Raw genomic sequence first — 19,109 nt, 5'->3', positions numbered from 1 at the left:
TCCTGTATTGCCGGTCTTTCAGGGTGGGCACCAAAGGCGTTTCGCGCCTGTTCGACTTTAAAACCCATCATTTTGCACATCAAACGAATGTGATGGCGCGCGGGTTCCTTTCAATAGGGCGATGAAAATTCTATTCACTGTTGACGCCGGGCGCAGTCTGGATTATCCAGCGGCCCTCGAATAACCGGCGCCTCTGCGCGGGGCTTGTGGTGTTTTGCCCTGCCTTGCGCCGAAATGCCACCCGCAAGCTACGATCCGGAGATCTGAACCATGAAGCGCACTTTCCAACCCTCGAACCTTGTTCGTGCGCGCCGTCACGGCTTTCGTGCGCGCATGGCGACCAAAGGCGGTCGTCGCGTGCTGAATGCCCGCCGCGCAAAAGGCCGCAAGAGCCTGTCGGCTTAATGCGTGCCCGGCGGGGCCTGCCCCCGCCAGAAAAGGCCTTGAATATGCCGCCCCTGCCCCATCCCCCTGCTGAGCATCGGCAACCGGATGATGGCGAGGCGGCTTTTCGCATGTCCGATGCCCCGCGAAACCGGGCCGAGATCCTGGCCAAGCGCGCCGATTTCCTGGCCGCTGCCAAGGCGCGCCGTCAGGGCATGCCGGGGTTTCTGCTGCAGGCGCGCCATCGCCGGGATGACCAGCCTCTGGTGCGCGTTGGCTTTACCTGCTCGAAGAAGATCGGGAATGCGGTGATGCGCAATCGCGCCAAGCGGCGCCTGCGCGAGATAGCGCGGCTTGGGCTGATGGCGGGTGCCAGGCCCGGCTGGGATTATGTGCTGGTCGGCCGCCCGGGTGAAACCGTCAGCCGCGACTTTGCCGATCTGCAAAAGGATCTGGCGGCCGCGCTGCGCAAGATCCACAAATGAGCCCGCTGGCCCATATCGTCGCGCTGCCCGTGCGCGCCTATCGTCTGGTGGCGTCGCCCTGGGTCGGGCATGGCTGCCGGTTTCAGCCGACCTGCTCGGCCTATTCGCTGGAAGCGTTGGAAAAGCACGGGGCCTTCAAAGGGGGCTGGCTGACGGTGCGGCGGATTGCCCGCTGCCATCCGTGGGGCGGATCGGGTGTCGATAACGTCCCCGACTAAGCCGCACGGTCAAGCATAAAGCGCCTGCCCGCCCTTGTTTGTTGCCACGCGGGTCGGCATCTGCGCCGCCTTGACCCCTGCCAGCGTCATGCTGAGATCGCGGTAAAAGCCGCTATCCTCGAAATACCAGTTATGCGACCGCGCCAGCGTCCGCGCGGCGGTCCCTATCTGATATTGGCGGGCGCAATAGACATCGCGGCAGTTCGGCGGGGTCCGGCCCGGCAGCCCCTCCAGCCCCGCACGCTCGGCGCCGCTGTGAAACCAGTTCTTCGACAGGACCAGCACCTTGTCATCGGGATTGTGATAATTGGTAAAGCGCAGGCAACGCCGCTGCATGACCATGCCGCCCCAGACGCCAGACCCCATCCAGGCCGAGTTGATATCCGCCGCCGTGAAGATGACCTGATCGACGCGCCCAACGCCGCCGAAGGCCGCCAGCGCCCGCAATGTCAGATAGGCGCCCATGGAATGCGCCAGAATATGAACCCGGTAACCTGCGGCGCGCGTCAGCAGCATCAGGATGCCATCCGCCAGAAATGCAGTGGACACCGCCTTGGCCTCGCGCCGTTCCGAGATATAGCGCAACCTGTCGCCATCGGAGGGCCAGTCGTAAGAGACCAGCGCCCCCTTGTAGCCGTTCTCGACCAGTTTCAGCTTCAACACCATATGACGTCGCCACAGGGCCGCCTGCGAGGTATTGTAGCCATGCACGAAAATCAGGATATCGGGCGTTTGCGCGGTGTCCTGAACCATCGCCAGCCAGTCGGTCGGGGACATGGCAGGACCGCCATGCGGACCGGCATCCGAGGCCACAAGCCGCAGATAGCGCGTCGTCCCCGAGGCACTGTTCGTAAATCTGCTTTCCGCAGGCAAATAGGCGCGTCGGGAGAAAATGAATGCCATGGGAACACCTGAACTGATTTGTTCAGCATAGCACCACCTTTGCGTTTCACAAAATGAATACACGTCGCACTTGCCGCAAGGCGGTTGTTAGCCTAATCCGAACCCATGCTGGATGATTCCGACGATACCGAGATCCACGCCCTGTTCGCGGGCGCGCCCTCCTCGACCGAATTTCGCAAGCTGCGCAAGCGGCTGGTGCGCGAAACCCGCGCGGCCATCGAGGATTACGGCATGATCCGGCCCGGCGATCGCTGGCTGGTCTGCCTGTCGGGTGGCAAGGACAGCTATACCTTGCTGGCGGTGCTGCATGAATTGAAATGGCGCGGATTGCTGCCGGTCGATCTGCTGGCCTGCAATCTGGATCAGGGCCAGCCGGGCTTTCCCGCCACGGTGCTGCCCGAATTCCTCAGCCAGCGCGGCGTGGAACATCGTATCGAATATCAGGACACCTATTCCATCGTGAAGGAAAAGGTGCCGCAGGGGCGCACCTATTGCGCGCTTTGTTCGCGTCTGCGCCGTGGCAATCTGTATCGTATCGCCCGCGAGGAAGGTTGCTCGGCCGTGGTGCTGGGTCATCACCGCGACGATATTCTGGAAACATTTTTCATGAACCTGTTCCACGGCGGGCGTCTGGCAACCATGCCGCCCAAGCTGTTGAATGAAGACGGGGATCTGACCGTGCTGCGACCGCTGGCCTATGTGGCCGAGGCCGATTGCGAGAAATTCGCCCGTTCCATGAACTATCCGATCATCCCCTGCGATCTGTGCGGCAGCCAGGAAGGATTGCAGCGCGTTCAGGTGAAACGCCTGCTGGACGAATGGGAAAGCCGCAGCCCGGGTCGCCGTCAGGTCATGTTCCGCGCGCTGATGAACGTGCGCCCCTCGCATTTGCTGGATCCGAAGCTGTTCGACTTTGCCGGATTGTTCCCGGCGTCCGAGGGGATCTCGGACATTCCCGATCTGCGCCCGGCTGCGGATTGACCGCCGCCGTCGCGAAAGCCGGGTCAAAACCCGCCGACAGCATCGAAACAGCGCGTGAACGGCCTGCGAAAACCGGGGGAAACGCCAATTCCGCTTGACCTTTGACGCCCCCTTCTGTTGAACCGGCGCGACTGACGCGAAGACATTGGTGACGGAATGGAAGATAACAATCGCAATCTCATCCTGGCGACAGTTCTGTCGTTTGTGGTGATCCTGATCTGGTACACGCTCTTCGCGCCTGAACCGCCGGTCGAAGACACGGCGCAACAGCCGGTGGCCGAACAAAGCGCCTCGGGCGAACTTTCCGGCCCGGCGGCGTCCGATTTTGCCAGTGGCCCAGCCGATCTGACGGCAGAGGGCGCAACGCCCGCAACCGCGCAGGCAGGCCGCATTCAGATCGAGACCCCCTCGCTGAAGGGGTCGATCTCGCTGGCGGGCGGTCGCATCGACGATCTGCTGCTGCTGAAATACAAGGAAACGCTGGACGAAAATTCGCCCGATGTGCGCCTGCTGGCGCCGTCTTCGGCAACGGCGGATGCAACGATCCAGACCGGCACGTCCAAGCCCTATTACACCGTCTATGGCTGGACCCCTGGCCCGGGCGTGGATCCGTCGCTGGTGCCCAACCCGGCAACGGTCTGGAGCGTGGAATCGGGCGACGTCCTTGCCCCCGGCCAGCCCGTCACGCTGGCATGGGACAATGGCGCGGGCCAGATCTTCCGCCGCACCTATGAACTGGATGACAACTACCTGTTCACCGTCGATCAAAGCGTCCAGAACGATGGCGACGCGGCCTTTTCCGCCGCGCCCTATGGCATCATCGCCCGCCACGGCAAACCCGACACGCAGAATTTCTTCGTGCTGCATGAAGGCGCGGTCGGCATGCATGATGGCGAGCTGGTCGAGATGGATTACGGCGATATCGCCGATCAGGACCCGGTTGCCCGCGAAGGCCGCGCCAGCATCTACAATGTCACCGAAAACGGCTGGATCGGCTTTACCGACAAATACTGGATGACCACGCTGGCCCCGGCCGCCGGTCAGTCCTTCGAGGCGGTGGTGAAATATGCCGATGGCGCCGATATCTACCAGACCGAGACCCGCTATCCGATGCAGACGGTCCAGCCGGGCCAGCTGCTGGAGGCGACCTCTTACCTCTTCGCGGGGGCGAAGGAATGGGAAGTCATCAAGGGCTATGAGGAAACCCCCGGCATCCAGCGTTTCGTCGATTCGATCGACTGGGGCTGGTTCTACTTCCTGACCAAGCCGATCTTCCGCCTGCTGCATTGGCTGAACCAGCATATCGGCAATATGGGCTGGTCGATCATCGGCCTGACCTTCATCCTGAAACTGCTGGTCTTCCCGCTGGCGCGCAAATCCTATGTCTCGATGGCGAAGATGAAGGAATTGCAGCCCGAGATGGAGGCGATCCGCGAGCGCACCGGCGATGACCGGATGAAGATGCAGAAAGAGGTGATGGAGCTTTACAAGCGCGAAAAGGTCAACCCGGCGGCGGGCTGTCTGCCGGTGCTGCTGCAGATCCCGATCTTCTTCTCGCTCTACAAGGTGATCTTCGTCACCATCGAACTGCGCCACGCGCCCTGGATCGGCTGGATCCGCGACCTCTCGGCGCCGGACCCGTCCAGCCTGCTGAACCTGTTCGGGCTGCTGCCCTATGCCGCACCGGCGCAAGGGACGCTGCTGCATTCGCTGTCGCTGCCCGCGCTGGCGATCATCCTGGGCATCAGCATGTGGCTGCAGCAAAAGCTGAACCCGGCCCCCGCCGATCCGTCGCAAAAAATGATCTTCGCGCTGATGCCCTGGGTCTTCATGTTCATGCTGGGCGGCTTTGCCTCGGGTCTGGTTCTGTACTGGATCACCAACAACGTGATCACCATCATCCAGCAGTACACGATCATGTCGATGCATGGTCACCGCCCGGACCTGTTCGGCAATATCAAATCATCGGTCCCTGTCGGGCGGAAGAAGTCCGGCAAGAAATGACCGCACATCTGGCCCATATCCGTCGCCACCCGATCAAGTCGGTCGGGGGCGAAGATCTGGGCCAGATCGCCCTTCAGGCGGCACGACGACTGCCCGGCGACCGCGAATGGGCGGTTCTGACAGAGGCAGGCGAACGCCACGCCCGGAAAAGCCAAAGCGATGGCGAACCCGATCGCTGGATGCCCAAAACACAGTTTCTGCGCGGCGTGACCGGCCATGCCCTGCAAGCGGTCAAGGGCGGCTGGCAGGATCGGCGGATCAGCCTGACCCATCCCGACCGCCCTGCCCTCAGCTTCGATCCCGTGACCGAAGGGGCCGCGCTTCTGGACTGGCTGCGCCCGCTGTGGCCCGGCGATGCCTCGCCCGCCTCGCGTCTGGTGCGGGGCGCGGCGATCTGGACGGACAGCAAATGGCCCTGGATCTCGATCCTGTCGCTGGACAGTCTGGCCGATCTGGAAACCCGCATGGGCCAGCAGATCGGCATCGACCGCTGGCGCGGCAATCTGTGGCTGAAAGGGCTGCCCCCGCAGGCCGAGGCGGATCTGATCGGGCAGGTGATCCATATCGGCTCGGTCGAGCTGCGGATCACCGACCATATCACCCGCTGCGATGCGACCAGCGCCAATAGCGAAACCGGATCGCGCGATTGCCAGATGCTGGACCGGTTGCAGGAATTCTACGGCCACACCAATTTCGGCATCTTCGCCGAGGTGGTCACTGGTGGCACCATTCAGATCGGCGATGAGGTCAGATTATGAAAGTTTCCTTCCCCGTCGCGGAGGAGCCCGATCCCGCACAGGCCGAGGCCGCGCGGCTGTTATTTGCCGGGCCGGTCGATTTCCTGAAGGGCGTGGTCGCGATGGATGGCCTGCCCCCGGCGGATCGCCCCGAGGTCTGCTTTGCCGGGCGCAGCAATGTCGGCAAGTCCAGCCTGATCAACGCGCTGACCGGGCGCAAGGGGATCGCGCGGGCGTCGAATACGCCGGGCCGCACGCAAGAAATCAACTATTTCACCTTGGGCGATCACGGCTATCTGGTGGACCTGCCCGGCTATGGTTTCGCCAAGGCCCCGCTGGCCGTCGTCGCCAAATGGCAGGCCCTGCTGAAGAATTACCTGGCCGGGCGCCCGACCCTGCGGCGCGCCTTTTGCCTGATCGATGCACGCCACGGCGTCAAGCCGGTCGATCACGAGATCATGACCCTGCTGGACAAATCCGCCGTACCCTTTCAGGTCGTGCTGACCAAGGCCGACAAACTGGGTCCGAACGCCATCAAGCCGGTGATCGAGCAGGTCGAGACCGAATTGCAAAAGCACCCGGCCGCCTTTCCGCAACTGGTGGTGACCTCTTCCGAAAAGGGTCAGGGCATCGCAACGCTTCGCGCGATCATTGCCGGGCTGGACTGACCCGCGCGGGCGTCCTAGGGTCCGGAGCGCTGCAGAGGGACCATTTTGATGAGAACGCAGAAGATGAACCAAGACTGGATCGCCACCGCCCGCACCCTGTCCGAGGCCCTGCCCTATCTGCAGCGCTATTCGGATGCCGTGGTGGTGGTGAAATTCGGCGGCAATGCCATGGGCGACGATGATGCGATGGCGGAATTCGCGCGTGACATCGTGCTGATGAAGCAGGTCGGCATGAACCCGGTCGTCTGTCATGGCGGCGGACCGATGATCAACGATCTTCTGGGCAAGCTGGGCATCGAAAGCCGCTTTGTCCGGGGCAAGCGGGTCACGACCAAGGAAACCGTCGATGTCGTCGAAATGGTGCTGTCGGGTCTGGTCAACAAGCGCATCGTTCAGGCCATCAATGATGCGGGCGGACGGGCCGTCGGCATCAGCGGCAAGGACGATGACATGATGGTCTGTGAAGCCGACGATCCCGAACTGGGTTTCGTGGGCCGCCCGGTCGAAATGAATGTCCAGATCATCCGCGACCTTTACACCGCAGGCATGATCCCCGTCATCGCGCCGGTCGCCACCGGCATGGCAGATAATGAGACCTTCAACGTCAATGGCGACACGGCCGCCGGGGCCATCGCGGGCGCGCTGCGCGCCGATCGCCTGCTGCTGCTGACCGATGTGGCCGGGGTCAAGAACGCGCAGGGCGAGGTCGTCACCCAGCTGCATCCGGATGAGGTGCGCGCGATGATCGCGGATGGCCAGATCGCGGGCGGCATGATCCCCAAGACCGAAACCGCGCTGAAGGCGCTGCAGGACGGGGTGCGCGCCGTCGTCATTCTGGATGGCCGGGTGCCGAATGCCTGTCTGCTGGAATTGTTCACCGAACATGGCGCGGGCTCGATCATCCGCTCGACCAGACCCAGCACGCGACCGCACGGGTTGCGGCAGGGTCGCTCGGAACCTTAACTCTTAGCAGTTCGTTCAGACGGCTCTTGCCGAACCGCGAAATGCTGTGGCAGGTTATCATTTGATCGACATTAAATAAGGCATCCCCATGACTCCGCTTGGATATCGCCGGCTGATTTTGACGCGTCATGCCAAATCGGCTTGGGATGACCCGACCCTGCCCGATCACGACCGCCCGCTGAATGCCCGCGGCCGCCGCTCGGCCCTTGAGCTGGGCGACTTCATGGCATCGCGCGGGTATGAGCCGGAAGAGGTCCTGTGCTCCTCGGCCAAGCGCACGCAAGAGACATGGGCCATGGTCGCGCAAGCCGCGCTGGAGGTGCGCCCGCTGATTCGGATCGAGCCGGGCCTGTATCATGCCGGCCCTGACAAGATGTTGACGATCCTGCGCAGCGCCTCGCAACCCACGGTGATGATGCTGGGCCATAATCCGGGCATTTCCGAACTGGCCGCGCTGCTGCCCGCGAATACGCCGCTGGACCCGGAATTCCGCCGCTATCCCACCTGCGCCACGCTGGTCATCGACTTCCAGATCGACAACTGGTCCCAGGTTCAGCCCCGCAGCGGCAGCGTGATGGATTTCGTCCGCTTCGACGGCCGCATCTGACCGCAGCTTTCGCCGAAAACGAACGGGCCGCAGCGAGATCTCGCCGCGGCCCGTTGCTTTTGTGGCCCGGTATCAGTGCCCCAGAATCTGGCTGAGGAACAGCTTGGTCCGGTCCGATTGCGGGTTGTTGAAGAAGTCATGCGGGTTGTTCTGCTCGACGATCTGGCCCTGATCCATGAAGATCACGCGGTTCGCCACGGCCTGCGCGAAACCCATCTCATGGGTGACGCACAGCATGGTCATACCTTCTTCGGCCAGCTCGATCATCGTATCCAGCACCTCCTTGATCATCTCGGGGTCAAGGGCGCTGGTCGGCTCGTCGAACAGCATGATCCGTGGCTGCATACACAGCGACCGGGCGATGGCCACGCGCTGCTGCTGACCGCCCGACAACTGGCCCGGATATTTATTGGCCTGTTCCGGGATCTTGACCTTTTCAAGGAAATGCATGGCCGTTGCCTCGGCCTTTTTCTTGGGCACCTTGCGGACCCAGATCGGCGCCAGCGTGCAGTTTTCCAGCACCGTCAGATGCGGAAACAGGTTGAAATGCTGAAACACCATGCCGACCTCGGACCGGACCTTGTCGATATTCTTGATATCGCTGGTCAGTTCGATCCCATCGACGACGATCTGCCCGGCCTGATGCTCTTCCAGCCGGTTGATGCAGCGGATCAGCGTCGATTTGCCGGACCCCGAAGGCCCGGCGATGACGATACGCTCTCCGCGATGCACGGTCAGATTGATGTCGCGCAGCACGTGGAACGTCCCGTACCACTTGTTCATATTGCTGATCGAGATCGCGACCTCGTCGCTGACCTGCATATGGCTGCGGTCGATTTCGCGGGTGATGGCTTCGCTCATGGCGGCCTCCTTACCTGTGGTCACGCTGCAGCCGACGCTCGAGATACATCGAATAGCGCGACATGCCGAAGCAGATGATGAAGAAAATGACGCCGACGAAGATATAGGGCTCCCAGTAGATACCCTTCCAGTCGGTCGAGGCGCGGACGGCGTCAGACATGGATTTCAGCGGATCGTACAGGCCCACGAAGGTCACCAGCGTGGTGTCCTTGAACATGCCGATGAAGGTCGAGACGATGCCCGGAATGCTGATCTTCAGCGCCTGCGGCAGAATGATCAGCCGCTGCGCCTTCCAGTAATCCAGCCCCAGGGCGTCGGCCGCCTCGTACTGGCCGCGCGGCAGGGCCGCCAGACCACCCCGGATCACCTCGGCCATATAGGCGGCGGCAAAGACCGTCACCATGATGATCACGCGCAGGATGATGTCGAAATTCGTGCCCGGCGGCAGGAAATAGTTCAGCAGCAGCGAGGCCACGAACAGCAGCGCGATCAGCGGCACCCCGCGGATGAATTCGATGAACATCACCGACATGGTTTTCACCAGGAACATGTCGGACCGACGCGCCAGCGCCAGCACGATCCCCAGGGGCAGCGACAGCGCGATGCCCGACAGCCCGATGGTGATCGACAACAGGAAGCCGCCGAACCGGTCAGAGGCCACCGCCGGTATCGACAGCGAGATCAGCCTTTCGGCATCCTGCGCCGCAGCGCCCGCCAGATAGACCCACCACAGCAGCGGCACCAGCAGCATGCCAATCCCGGCCAGCATGGGTGAAAGGCGGCCCAGCAGCATGAACGCCGCCCAGCCCAACACCAGCCCCATCAGCGCCATGATCGGACCCCAGAGCGAACCGCCCCACAGCCACCAGACCCCCAGGAAGGGGAAGAGCAGCGAAAAGATCAGCAGCAGGCTGGGGCGCTGTTCCGCAGCGACGATGGCGGCGGCGAAGACGGCGGCGGCAAAGATCAGCCAGACCGCAGGTGCCCCTAGCAGCAGCATCGCACCCAGCGTCAGGACAGCTGCGGTCACCAGAACGATGCGGCGGATCTTGCGCGATTCCGAAAACAGCACCGGCGCCAGCGCCACGAAAAGCAGGCCAAAGGCCATGGTCGGACGCCAGTAGAGTTCGGAGGGATAGAAGCCGAAGGTGAACTGCATCCAGCGTTCGCGGATCACCGCCCAGCATGCGCCGGTCGAACCCTCGCCCCATCTTTCGACGATCAGCTGCCGACATTCCGACAGGCTGCCCGCGTTCCAGACCGAATGCGTGAACCAGCCCCAGAAATGATTGACCAGCAGCCAGACGATCAGGATCCCCAGAATCGTCAGGATCGTATTGACCGGCCCGGAAAACAGATTGCTCCGCAGCCATTTCACCACGCCCGAGTCGTTTTCGGGCGGCGGTTTCGGCGGCAGCATCGTGTCGCGGACATATTGGGCGGTCTGTGCGTGAATCTCACTCATCTTACCGCTCCTTCAGTTTGACGCGCGCGTTGAAGAGATTCATCCCCGACGAGATGATCAGGCTGAGAATCAGATAGATGCCCATCATCAGCAGGATGGATTCCAGCTCTCGGCCGGTCTGGTTCAGCGTGGTGCCGCCCAGCGTGCCTTTCAGCTCCATGAAACCCACGGCAATCGCCAGCGAACTGTTCTTCATCAGGTTCAGATATTGCGAGATCAGCGGCGGAACGATCACCCGCAGCGCCTGCGGCAGAATGACAAGGTTCATGGTCCGTCGCGGGCTGATGCCAAGGGCAAAGGCGGCCTCGGACTGGCCCTTGCTGATGGCAAGGATGCCCGCGCGCACGATCTCGGCGATGAAGGCGGCGGTGTACAGCGTCAGCGCCAGCCACAACGCGACCAGCGCATTGCTGATGTTCAGACCGCCGGTGAAGTTGAATCCCTTCAGTTCCGGCGGGATCATGTGCAGACCGAAATACCAGATCAGCAGCAGCGACGGCAGCACCATCACAATCAGGCTCATCCACCATGTCGTCGGGCGCTGCCCGGTCTGATCCTGCGTGGCCTGCGCCCATTTGACGATGGCCTTATGCACCAGCCAGCCGCCGATCAGCACCACGATAAAGGCAATCGCCGCCCAACTGATGGTCACACGCCAGCCCAGATCCAGACTGCCCGGATCGTTGGTCATGCCCAGCGTCGGGATCGCGGTATAGCGATTCGTCAGCGCCACATTGTCGAACAGGATCATCGAGGCTGCGGGATCTTCGCCCCGAAAGGCGTTCGGCGGGGGCAGAATCTCGCGAAAGACCGAAAAGACCACAAGGATCCACAGCAGCAGCGGCACATTGCGGAAGGCCTCGACATAGACGGTCATCAGCCGCGCGAACAGCCAGTTGTTGGACAGCCGCGCAACCCCCACGATCACCCCCAGCACGGTGGCCGCGACGCAGCCCAGCACGGTGATGATCAGCGTGTTCAGCACCCCCACGACGGCGGCACGCAAATGCGTATCGTCGGCCGTATAGGGAATGGGCGGCTGCGGAATATCATAGCCCGCGCGCTGCGACAGAAAGTCGAATTTGAAATCCTTGCCCAGAACTTCAAGATTTCTGACCGTGTTGCTGACCAGCCACCAGCCGAAGGCCATGACAAGAATGAACACGATGACCTGAAAGGTCAGCGAGCGGTAACGCCGATCATAAATCAGCATACTCAAACGGAACGGCTCTTTGGCCGGTATCGCGGTATCTGCCATCTATTTCCCCTGCTGCCGGCCTGCGACTTTGCGCCGCTTATGTAAGTGGATTACCGGTTTCGTCGCTTAGAAGGCAAAGGGGGGCATCACGCCCCCCTTTGCCGATCGTTTTGCTTACCGGAACGGCATCGCATACATCAGACCGCCCTGCGTCCACTGGGCGTTCAGGCCGCGGGCCAGACCAATCGGGGTCTGCTCGCCGATATTGGCGGCAAAGATTTCGCCATAATTGCCGCTGGCCAGAATGGCGCGCTTGGCCCATTCCGCATCCAGACCAATCATCGCACCCAGATCATCCGAGGTGCCCAGAAGGCGCTGAACCTCGGGGTTTTGCGAGGATTTCGACAGTTCCTCGATATTCTTCGAGGTCACGCCATATTCCTCGGCCGCGATCAGCGCATAAAGCGTCCAGCGCACGATATCGCCCCAGTTGTTGTCGCCATGGCGCACAGCCGGGCCAAGCGGCTCTTTCGAGATGATCTCGGGCAGGATGATATGGTTTTCGGGATCCGCGAAGGCAGCACGGGTCGCCGCCAGCCCCGACGCATCGGTGGTATAGGCGTCACAGGCACCGGCCATATATTGCTGCTCACCCTCGGCATTGCTGTCGATATTGACCGGGGTGTAGGTCATGTTGTTGGCCTTGAAATAATCGGCCAGGTTCAGTTCGGTCGTGGTGCCGGTCTGGATGCAGACCGTTGCCCCGTCCAGTTCCTTGGCCGAGGTCACGCCCAGATCCTTGCTGACCATGAAGCCCTGACCGTCGTAATAGTTGACGCCCGCGAAATCCAGTTTCAGGTCGGTATCGCGCGAGAAGGTCCAGGTCGAGTTCCGCGCCAGCACGTCAACCTCGCCCGAGGCCAGCGCCGTGAAGCGGGTCTGACCCGTGGTCGGCACATATTTGACCTTGGACGGGTCGCCCAGCACGGCAGCGGCGACGGCCTTGCACACGTCGATATCGAAACCGGTCCAGTTTCCGTTGGCATCCGGGGCCGCGAAACCGACGAGGCCGGTATTCACGCCGCAGTTCAACTCACCACGCGCTTTCACATCCGCCAACGTGTCGGCCATGCCCATGCCCGCCGTCAGAGTCGCGGCGGCGACAGTGCCAAGAAAGATTGTTTTTTTCATTTCTACCTCATTGTTGGATGCTGCCAGCCAGGAACCGACCAACAGCGTCTGACCAGCGTGACTGGCCAAGAGTTATTCGGGAACAGCACCAAGCGCCCCCAATAAGCGGTATTGTGCCTATAGTCCGTGACAGGTCAAGCGTGACGCCATCCGGCCTATCTTTTAGACAGGCCGCGACAGGGTCCAGAAGCGTTCCGCCTGCGCGATTGCCGCGCGGCGGTTTTCAGCCGCCTCGCGGGCTTCGTCATCCTCGCCCCACATGCTTCTCTGGTAATCCTCGTCGATGCGGGACAGCGTGAAGGCCTGTTCTGGCGTCAAGCGGCCACGGATGACCGCAAGCCCCAGAACCAGCGATCCGGGCAGCGTCACAAGATCGTGCAGGGCGGTCAGGCCGAAATGATCCAGCGCCCGGATCTCGTCGCGCAGGCGCGCCAGCGTGGCGGGATCCTGATCGACCGGCACAACGCCATGCGTAATTCTCAGCGGCGCTTTCAATTCGGTCGCGGCCCAGTCGATCAGCGGATCCCAGCCCTGCGCCTGCTGGCGGACCAGATCATCCGGCCCCTCGGCACGATAGGACAGCAGGTCGGTGGCGCCATATTCGCCCAGCATCGCCGCCACCTCATCGAATTGCGGCGCGACCTTTTCGATGGCGGAATTCGCGGCGCGCGTCAGCGGCATCGCATTCGGGTCGATGATATCGCCCTGCGCGTCCCATTCCTCGGCAATCGCATGTGCCAGCGCCTCGGTCGGCAGGATCAAGGGCAGCTTGCCCGGCGTGCGCACGGGCTTGTCGTCCAGAACGACCTCCCACCCGTCGCCAACGGGACGGATATCGGCCTTTTTCCAGAAGCGACGCGCTTTCCATTCGGTCATGTCACGGCCCATTCTTCGATTGCGGTGGTCAATGCGGGAAAATCCGGGGCAACCAGCGCGGCCCCGGCGGCGCGAAGCTGATCGGCGCTGTGATAGCCCCAGTTGACGCCAAAACCCGTCACGCCCGCTGCCTGCGCCATCTCGATGTCAAAGCTGGTATCGCCGATCATCACCGCATCGCCGGCGGTGACGCCAGCCTCGTCCAGCGCCGCCTGCAGCATCGCCGGATGCGGTTTCGAGGGGTGGTGGTCGGCGGTTTGCAGGCTGACGAAACGGCCTTGCAGGCGATGTTCCTCGATCATGGCATCCAGTCCGCGACGCGCCTTGCCCGTCGCCACCGCCAGCAGCAGATCATCCTGCTGCGCCAGACGGTCCAGACACTCGCGCGCACCCGGATAAAGAGGCGCGGCGTCCAGCATGCGCGCCGCCAGAAAGGCCTGCCGATAGCCAAGCAGGATCCGTGTCTGAACCTCGGGTGTCGCGTCGGGCGCCAGAACGGCGACGGCTTCGGGAAGAGACAGGCCCACGACCTGCAAGACGCTGTCCTTTGGCAAGGGCTCAAGCCCGGCGCAGCTGAAGGCAGAGGACATGGCGGCGTGGATATGGTGCTGACTGTCGATCAGCGTGCCATCGACATCAAAGACGACCAGTTTCATTCGACCTCGGCAAAGGGATCATCGGGGACATCGTTTTCATGCCAGCCCAGCGTTTTCCATGTGCGCTGCATGTGATCGGGCAAGGGCGCGGTCAGGGTCATGCGCTTCTTCGTGATCGGATGGTCAAAGGACAGGCTGCGGGCATGCAGATGCAGCTTGCGGCTGATTTCCCCGCCCAGCTGCGCGCCCCAGCCATCGCCCAGATTTTCCTGACCCGAGCCGCCATATTTGCCATCCCCCACGATCGGATGGCCCAGTTCGGCCATATGCGCGCGCAGCTGATGGGTCCGCCCGGTGATCGGCACCAGCGCGCACCAGCTTGCCCGCGTGCCAAGCGCCTCCAGCACGGCGTAATCGGTGGTGGCGCGCTTGGCACCTTCGACATTGGGAATGTCGCGCGGCAGGACCGCCATCATCTTTTCGCCCTCGCCGCCCCGACCATGGCCGGGCGCCTTGACCAGCCCATAGCGCACCGTCCCCATGCGCGGCTGCGGCACGCCCGCGACGGCGGCCCAGTAGATCTTGCGCGTGGTGCGCGAGCGGAAAGCCTCGGACAGCGCGCGGGCGACGCGATCGGTCCGCGCCAACAGCAATACGCCAGAGGTATCCTTGTCCAGACGATGCACCAGTTTTGGCCGATCCTTATAGCCGAATTTCAGCGCTTCGGTCAGGCCGTCCACATGGCGATTTCCCTGACCGCTGCCGCCCTGGCTGGGCAGGCCCGGCGGCTTGTTAAGCGCGATGATATGTTCGTCCTTCCACAGGACGGCCTCTTCGATCATCCTGCGGTCGCTGTCGGGGATATGCGGGCCTTCGGCGCGCGCCCGCGCAGGCGCAGGGCTGGCCTCGGGCAGCGGCGGGATGCGGACCTCCTGCCCGGTCTCGATCCGGGTATTGGCCTTGACCCGGCCGCCATCGACGCGCAACTCGCCCTTGCGGCACATCTTTTCGACCGCGCCCTGCGTCAGTTGCGGAAACTTCTTCTTCAGCCAGCGGTCCAGCCGCTGATCGCCCTCATCCTTGCCGATCCTGATCGTCTGAACGCGGCTCATGCCCATATCCCCCTGCCCATGACCGCGCCGGCCAGAACCGCGATCAGCGAGGCGATGACCGACAGCAGCACATAGCCCGCCGCGGCCCCGCCCTGCCCCCGTTCCCACAGCGTCAGCGCATCCAGTGAAAATGCCGAAAACGTGGTGAAGCCGCCCAGAAGCCCGGTCAGCAGCAGCGGCGCCCAGGCGGTGCCGATCCGCAGCATCATCCAGACGCTCAGCAAGCCCATGGCAAAGCTGCCCAGCACGTTCACGATCAGCGTTCCGGCCGGAAATCCGGGCATCCAGAGCGCGGCCATCCGGCTGACCGCAAAGCGGGCCATCGCACCCGCCGCGCCGCCAAGGGCGACCTGAAGATAGGCATTCATCATGGCGCGGTACTGTGGGCCGGCGCGGGCAAAGTCAACCGCCCCGCTTCAACCGCTGCGACACGAACCAGTCGTTGCGCTTCTTCAACTCACGCTCGAAACCGCGCTCGACAGGGGTGTAAAGAACCGGGCGCTTCATCCCGTCGGGGAAATAATTCTGTCCGCTGAAGCCGTCCTCGGCATCGTGATCATAGGCATAGCCCGCGCCATAGCCCTGATCCTTCATCATCTGCGTGGGCGCGTTCAGGATATGGGCGGGTGGCATCAGGCTGCCGGTGCGCTTCGCCTCGGCCCGGGCGGCCTTGTAGGCGGTGTAGCCCGCATTCGATTTCGGGGCCAGCGCCAGATAGATCACCGCCTGCGCCAGCGCCAATTCGCCCTCGGGGCTGCCAAGCCGTTCGTACAGCGCCCAGGCGTCCAGACAATGGCGCTGTGCGGCGGGATCGGCCAGACCGATATCCTCGACCGCCATCCGGGTGATGCGGCGGGCCAGATAGCGGGGATCCTCGCCCCCTTCCAGCATCCGGCCCAGCCAGTACAGCGCCGCGTCGGGATCGCTGCCGCGTACCGATTTGTGCAGGGCCGAGATCAGGTTGTAATGCTCATCCCCCGATTTGTCGTATTTCGCCGCCCGCCGCATCAGCCTTTGCGACATGGCCTGAACGTCCAGAGGCTTATCGGCGCGCCATGCCGCGACCTGTTCGATCAGGTTCAGCGCCGCGCGCCCGTCACCATCGGCCATCTCCAGCAACGCATCACGGGCTTCAGCCGTCAGCGGCAATTTGCGGCCCAGTTCCTTCTCGGCCCGCTGCGCCAGCAGTTCGAGATCCTTGAGGCTCAACCGCTCCAGCACGATGACCTGCGCGCGCGACATGACGGCGGCGTTCAGTTCGAAGGACGGGTTTTCGGTCGTGGCGCCGACCAGCAGGATGGTGCCATCCTCCATATGCGGCAGGAAGCTGTCCTGCTGGGCCTTGTTGAAGCGGTGGATCTCATCGACGAATAGCAGGGTGCCGCGCCCCTGTTGACGGCGCAGCCGCGCGGCCTCGAAGACCTTGCGCAGTTCCGGCACGCCCGAGAAGATCGCGCTGATCTGAACGAAGGCCAGATCGGTCTCATCCGCCAGCAGCCGGGCAATCGTCGTCTTGCCCACGCCGGGCGGCCCCCACAGGATCAGTGAGGACAGACTGCCTGCGGCCAGCATCGACCCCAGAGGCCCGTCAGGGCCCAGGATCTTTGCCTGGCCGATCACCTCCGACATCATCGCCGGACGGATACGGTCGGCCAGGGGACGCACCGCCGGATTTGGCGGCGGGGCAGAGAAAGATGCGCTATCAAACAGATCGGCCATTATGCCGCCATTCTAGGCGGCCCGGATGGCGGGGAACAGTCCCCATCAGCCGGCCCGCCTGTACCCCGCCGCTCAATGCAGCTTGGCCGTCAGATCGATGGCAACGCATTGGAAATCGCCATCATCGATCCGCAGGACCGGGCCGATTGCCTGCGCCTCAAGCCCGCAACGGCCATACCAGCGCGGCCAGTTGGCACCGGTCAAGGCGATCAGGCGGCTGGCCCCCATTTCACGGGCGCTGCCGGTCATCGCCTCGACCATTTTGAAATGCACCTTGCGACGATACATCTGCGGAATGTCATGGCTGACAAAGACACGAGAGCATTCCCACGCCTGCTCGTCGACGGGCGCATCCTCATACAGCAGATTCTCTGGGATCGAGCCACCCAGCAGCCCGCGCTGTGCATCGCGGATCATGTAGCTGTAGACACCGCAGCGCGCAGTCGTGGGCGTCAGGCGAATCCCGGCAAGGACCAGCCCGTTATCATGGATCGCGATCCACCGGCTTTGCGGTGTATCGTACTGGTCAAACTCCATGTCCTCCGCCTCGGGAAGCTCCCACTTCTTCTGCACGATGAAGCTTTGCTTCCGTGCCCGAAAAAGGTTGGCGAATAATTCTCCATAATTGTGAAGGTTGGAGAATGAGAGGGTCGTCGTCTGCATTTCAAGTACTCCTGGGGTGTGAGGTTCCCCTCACTGCCTCACGGTCCCCTGGGCGAAAGCCCTACAACAGACGGTACTCCTTGGCTCTCTGCAGCGCTTCGGCGGTGGTTCTGGCTTTCAGTCGTTCCCGAACTGAAATCAGCCTTGCCTTGAAGGCGCTTTCGGTAATGCCAAGTTTAGCTGCCGCCGCCGCATGGCGATCGCCCTCCGCGATGCAACGAAGGGCTTCTTTTTGTGCCTTTGTCAGGCTTGCAGGCGGCTCCGTGATATCGTGAAGCCGCCGTACCGTTGCCGAGATATCCACGATCTCGTCATCCATGAACTCGCGATCATCGCGCGCGAAGCTGGCGATGGTGCGGGAATTGATTGGTCCACAGGAAACAGTCAGACCAAATGTCAGGCCATGGCTTGCGGCATCCTTCAATATACTGAACGGGTCGGGAATCGGCAAATTCGACCATCGACAGGCACCCGTCGTCGAAAAACCCCAGGCGATCGTGGGGTCCCGCAAGGCATAGCCGTTCTGGGAATAGAATTCGGCCCAATCTTCCGGATAGGTCTGGAACTGCATCAGCGGCGCGGCAAAGCGGATATGCAGCCCCACAAAGTATCCCGAGGGGGACACTTTCCCAAGGCTTCTTAAAGCCGCATTGATATCAGCGCGTGAGGACATGACTTTTTAGACAAATTGCATTCTATTGGCTCAGAGTTCAAACTAATAATGTCTCAGTTTCATTGCTACAGCGTTAACGCTAATTTTTCTAACGTGAAAAGCGACAGTTGGCGCGTTTCGCCTTTCTCCCCCTTATTTCACGGCGTTTTGACACAAGTGCCCTTGCGTCACCCTATGAAAAATTAAGCGCAAACTTAACGAAAAGCTGCCTTATAGGACAGCAATTCATCACATCGTCATGCTGCAAACAGAAAAACACCCCGCCACATCTGCTGTGACGGGGTGCTGTGATTCGGCATCTGCGAGACCGAAACGGGCCGATTATTCGTCGGCATTCGCCTCGGCTTCGGTGCGGGCGTGATCGGCAGCGCCCTTGGCAGCCGGATCGCGGTCGACCAGTTCGATGATTGCCATCGGGGCCATGTCACCATAGCGGAATCCGGCTTTCAGAACACGGACATAGCCGCCCTGACGCTCTTTGTAGCGCTCGCCCAGAACCTCGAACAGCTTGGCGACATGCTGGTCCTGCTTCAGCTGCGAGGCAGCCTGGCGGCGGGCATGCAGATCGCCGCGCTTGGCCAGCGTGATCAGCTTTTCGACGATCGGGCGCAGTTCCTTGGCCTTGGGCAGGGTCGTCTTGATCTGCTCGTGCTCGATCAGCGAGCCAGCCATGTTGGCGAACAGCGCCTTGCGGTGTTCGTGGGTACGGTTGAGACGGCGGTAACCGCGAGCGTGACGCATGATGTTTCTCCTTTAACGTCTTTTGCTTTGTCTGGCGGTCCATGCGTGCGGACCACTCTCCTTG

General features: G+C 62.2%; 22 protein-coding genes. 9 read left to right on the top strand and 13 right to left on the bottom strand.

Translation table 11 applies throughout. The features are described 5' to 3' along the window. Window positions 1-270 precede the first annotated feature (270 nt). The 3 genes from rpmH to yidD all read left to right on the top strand — a co-directional run bounded on the left by rpmH (window position 271) and on the right by yidD (window position 1,087). On the top strand, window positions 271-405 hold the full coding sequence (gene rpmH, locus JHX87_RS15710) for a 50S ribosomal protein L34 (RefSeq protein ID WP_066013101.1): 135 nt from the start codon (window positions 271-273) through the stop codon (window positions 403-405). Between the two features lie 110 nt (window positions 406-515). After that, window positions 516-869 (top strand): ribonuclease P protein component, encoded by a 354-nt coding sequence (gene rnpA, locus JHX87_RS15705; protein ID WP_271886663.1) that lies wholly within the window; start codon window positions 516-518, stop codon window positions 867-869. Continuing rightward, the gene (gene yidD / locus JHX87_RS15700; protein WP_271886664.1) at window positions 866-1,087 is read left to right on the top strand and encodes a membrane protein insertion efficiency factor YidD; all 222 of its coding nucleotides are present in this window, start codon (window positions 866-868) and stop codon (window positions 1,085-1,087) included. The genes rnpA and yidD overlap by 4 nt, the downstream gene beginning before the upstream one ends. A 9-nt stretch (window positions 1,088-1,096) precedes the next feature. Here the strand turns inward: yidD and JHX87_RS15695 are convergent, their stop codons facing one another. After that, window positions 1,097-1,990 carry an alpha/beta fold hydrolase gene (locus JHX87_RS15695; RefSeq protein WP_271886665.1) on the bottom strand — a complete coding sequence of 298 codons (894 nt, stop codon included), beginning with the start codon at window positions 1,988-1,990 and terminating at the stop codon, window positions 1,097-1,099. Between the two features lie 105 nt (window positions 1,991-2,095). Here JHX87_RS15695 and ttcA point away from each other — a divergent pair, with 105 nt between their 5' ends. The 6 genes from ttcA (at window position 2,096) to JHX87_RS15665 (ending at window position 7,950) form a co-directional block, all read left to right on the top strand. Further along, entirely contained in the window at window positions 2,096-2,971 is an 876-nt protein-coding gene (gene ttcA / locus JHX87_RS15690) for a tRNA 2-thiocytidine(32) synthetase TtcA (RefSeq protein WP_271886666.1), read from the top strand. 156 nt (window positions 2,972-3,127) lie between these two features. Further along, window positions 3,128-4,975, top strand: coding sequence for a membrane protein insertase YidC (gene yidC, locus JHX87_RS15685; RefSeq protein ID WP_271886667.1), 1,848 nt, complete (start codon window positions 3,128-3,130; stop codon window positions 4,973-4,975). Further along, on the top strand, window positions 4,972-5,733 hold the full coding sequence (locus JHX87_RS15680) for an MOSC domain-containing protein (RefSeq protein WP_271886668.1): 762 nt from the start codon (window positions 4,972-4,974) through the stop codon (window positions 5,731-5,733). The genes yidC and JHX87_RS15680 overlap by 4 nt, the downstream gene beginning before the upstream one ends. Then, the gene (gene yihA, locus JHX87_RS15675; protein ID WP_271886669.1) at window positions 5,730-6,380 is read left to right on the top strand and encodes a ribosome biogenesis GTP-binding protein YihA/YsxC; all 651 of its coding nucleotides are present in this window, start codon (window positions 5,730-5,732) and stop codon (window positions 6,378-6,380) included. The genes JHX87_RS15680 and yihA overlap by 4 nt, the downstream gene beginning before the upstream one ends. Window positions 6,381-6,443: 63 nt before the next feature. After that, window positions 6,444-7,343, top strand: a complete 900-nt coding sequence (argB, locus tag JHX87_RS15670) for an acetylglutamate kinase (RefSeq protein ID WP_271886670.1) — start codon at window positions 6,444-6,446, stop codon at window positions 7,341-7,343. 88 nt (window positions 7,344-7,431) lie between these two features. Next, on the top strand, window positions 7,432-7,950 hold the full coding sequence (locus JHX87_RS15665) for a SixA phosphatase family protein (RefSeq protein ID WP_271886671.1): 519 nt from the start codon (window positions 7,432-7,434) through the stop codon (window positions 7,948-7,950). 72 nt (window positions 7,951-8,022) lie between these two features. Here the strand turns inward: JHX87_RS15665 and JHX87_RS15660 are convergent, their stop codons facing one another. The 12 genes from JHX87_RS15660 to rplQ form a co-directional block, all read right to left on the bottom strand. Then, window positions 8,023-8,811: an amino acid ABC transporter ATP-binding protein gene (locus tag JHX87_RS15660; RefSeq protein ID WP_271886672.1), complete on the bottom strand. Its 789-nt coding sequence runs from the start codon at window positions 8,809-8,811 to the stop codon at window positions 8,023-8,025. 10 nt (window positions 8,812-8,821) lie between these two features. Beyond that, a complete protein-coding gene (locus JHX87_RS15655; RefSeq protein WP_271886673.1) occupies window positions 8,822-10,276 on the bottom strand; it encodes an amino acid ABC transporter permease in 1,455 nt (484 codons plus the stop codon). 1 nt (window position 10,277) lies between these two features. After that, on the bottom strand, window positions 10,278-11,534 hold the full coding sequence (locus tag JHX87_RS15650) for an amino acid ABC transporter permease (protein WP_271886674.1): 1,257 nt from the start codon (window positions 11,532-11,534) through the stop codon (window positions 10,278-10,280). Between the two features lie 114 nt (window positions 11,535-11,648). Beyond that, a complete protein-coding gene (locus JHX87_RS15645; RefSeq protein WP_271886676.1) occupies window positions 11,649-12,665 on the bottom strand; it encodes an amino acid ABC transporter substrate-binding protein in 1,017 nt (338 codons plus the stop codon). A gap of 162 nt (window positions 12,666-12,827) precedes the next feature. Beyond that, window positions 12,828-13,541, bottom strand: a complete 714-nt coding sequence (locus tag JHX87_RS15640; protein WP_271886678.1) for an ATP12 family chaperone protein — start codon at window positions 13,539-13,541, stop codon at window positions 12,828-12,830. Beyond that, entirely contained in the window at window positions 13,538-14,197 is a 660-nt protein-coding gene (locus JHX87_RS15635; RefSeq protein WP_271886679.1) for an HAD-IA family hydrolase, read from the bottom strand. Before JHX87_RS15635 ends, JHX87_RS15640 begins: the two co-directional genes overlap by 4 nt. Beyond that, entirely contained in the window at window positions 14,194-15,249 is a 1,056-nt protein-coding gene (locus JHX87_RS15630; protein ID WP_271886680.1) for an RluA family pseudouridine synthase, read from the bottom strand. The genes JHX87_RS15635 and JHX87_RS15630 overlap by 4 nt, the downstream gene beginning before the upstream one ends. Beyond that, window positions 15,246-15,620: a fluoride efflux transporter CrcB gene (gene crcB, locus JHX87_RS15625; protein WP_271886681.1), complete on the bottom strand. Its 375-nt coding sequence runs from the start codon at window positions 15,618-15,620 to the stop codon at window positions 15,246-15,248. Before crcB ends, JHX87_RS15630 begins: the two co-directional genes overlap by 4 nt. Window positions 15,621-15,651: 31 nt before the next feature. Continuing rightward, on the bottom strand, window positions 15,652-16,968 hold the full coding sequence (locus tag JHX87_RS15620) for a replication-associated recombination protein A (protein WP_271886682.1): 1,317 nt from the start codon (window positions 16,966-16,968) through the stop codon (window positions 15,652-15,654). A 72-nt stretch (window positions 16,969-17,040) separates the two neighbouring features. Then, window positions 17,041-17,631 (bottom strand): acyl-homoserine-lactone synthase, encoded by a 591-nt coding sequence (locus JHX87_RS15615; protein WP_271886683.1) that lies wholly within the window; start codon window positions 17,629-17,631, stop codon window positions 17,041-17,043. A 61-nt stretch (window positions 17,632-17,692) separates the two neighbouring features. Continuing rightward, window positions 17,693-18,304: a helix-turn-helix transcriptional regulator gene (locus tag JHX87_RS15610; RefSeq protein WP_271886684.1), complete on the bottom strand. Its 612-nt coding sequence runs from the start codon at window positions 18,302-18,304 to the stop codon at window positions 17,693-17,695. A 321-nt stretch (window positions 18,305-18,625) separates the two neighbouring features. Beyond that, entirely contained in the window at window positions 18,626-19,045 is a 420-nt protein-coding gene (gene rplQ, locus JHX87_RS15605; protein ID WP_271886685.1) for a 50S ribosomal protein L17, read from the bottom strand. Between the last annotated feature and the right edge of the window lie 64 nt (window positions 19,046-19,109).

The sequence above is a fragment of the Paracoccus fistulariae genome, assembly GCF_028553785.1.
Taxonomy (GTDB): domain Bacteria; phylum Pseudomonadota; class Alphaproteobacteria; order Rhodobacterales; family Rhodobacteraceae; genus Paracoccus; species Paracoccus fistulariae.
The sequence above is the reverse complement of the archived record's forward strand: the minus strand, read 5'-3'. Positions and strand labels throughout refer to the sequence as shown.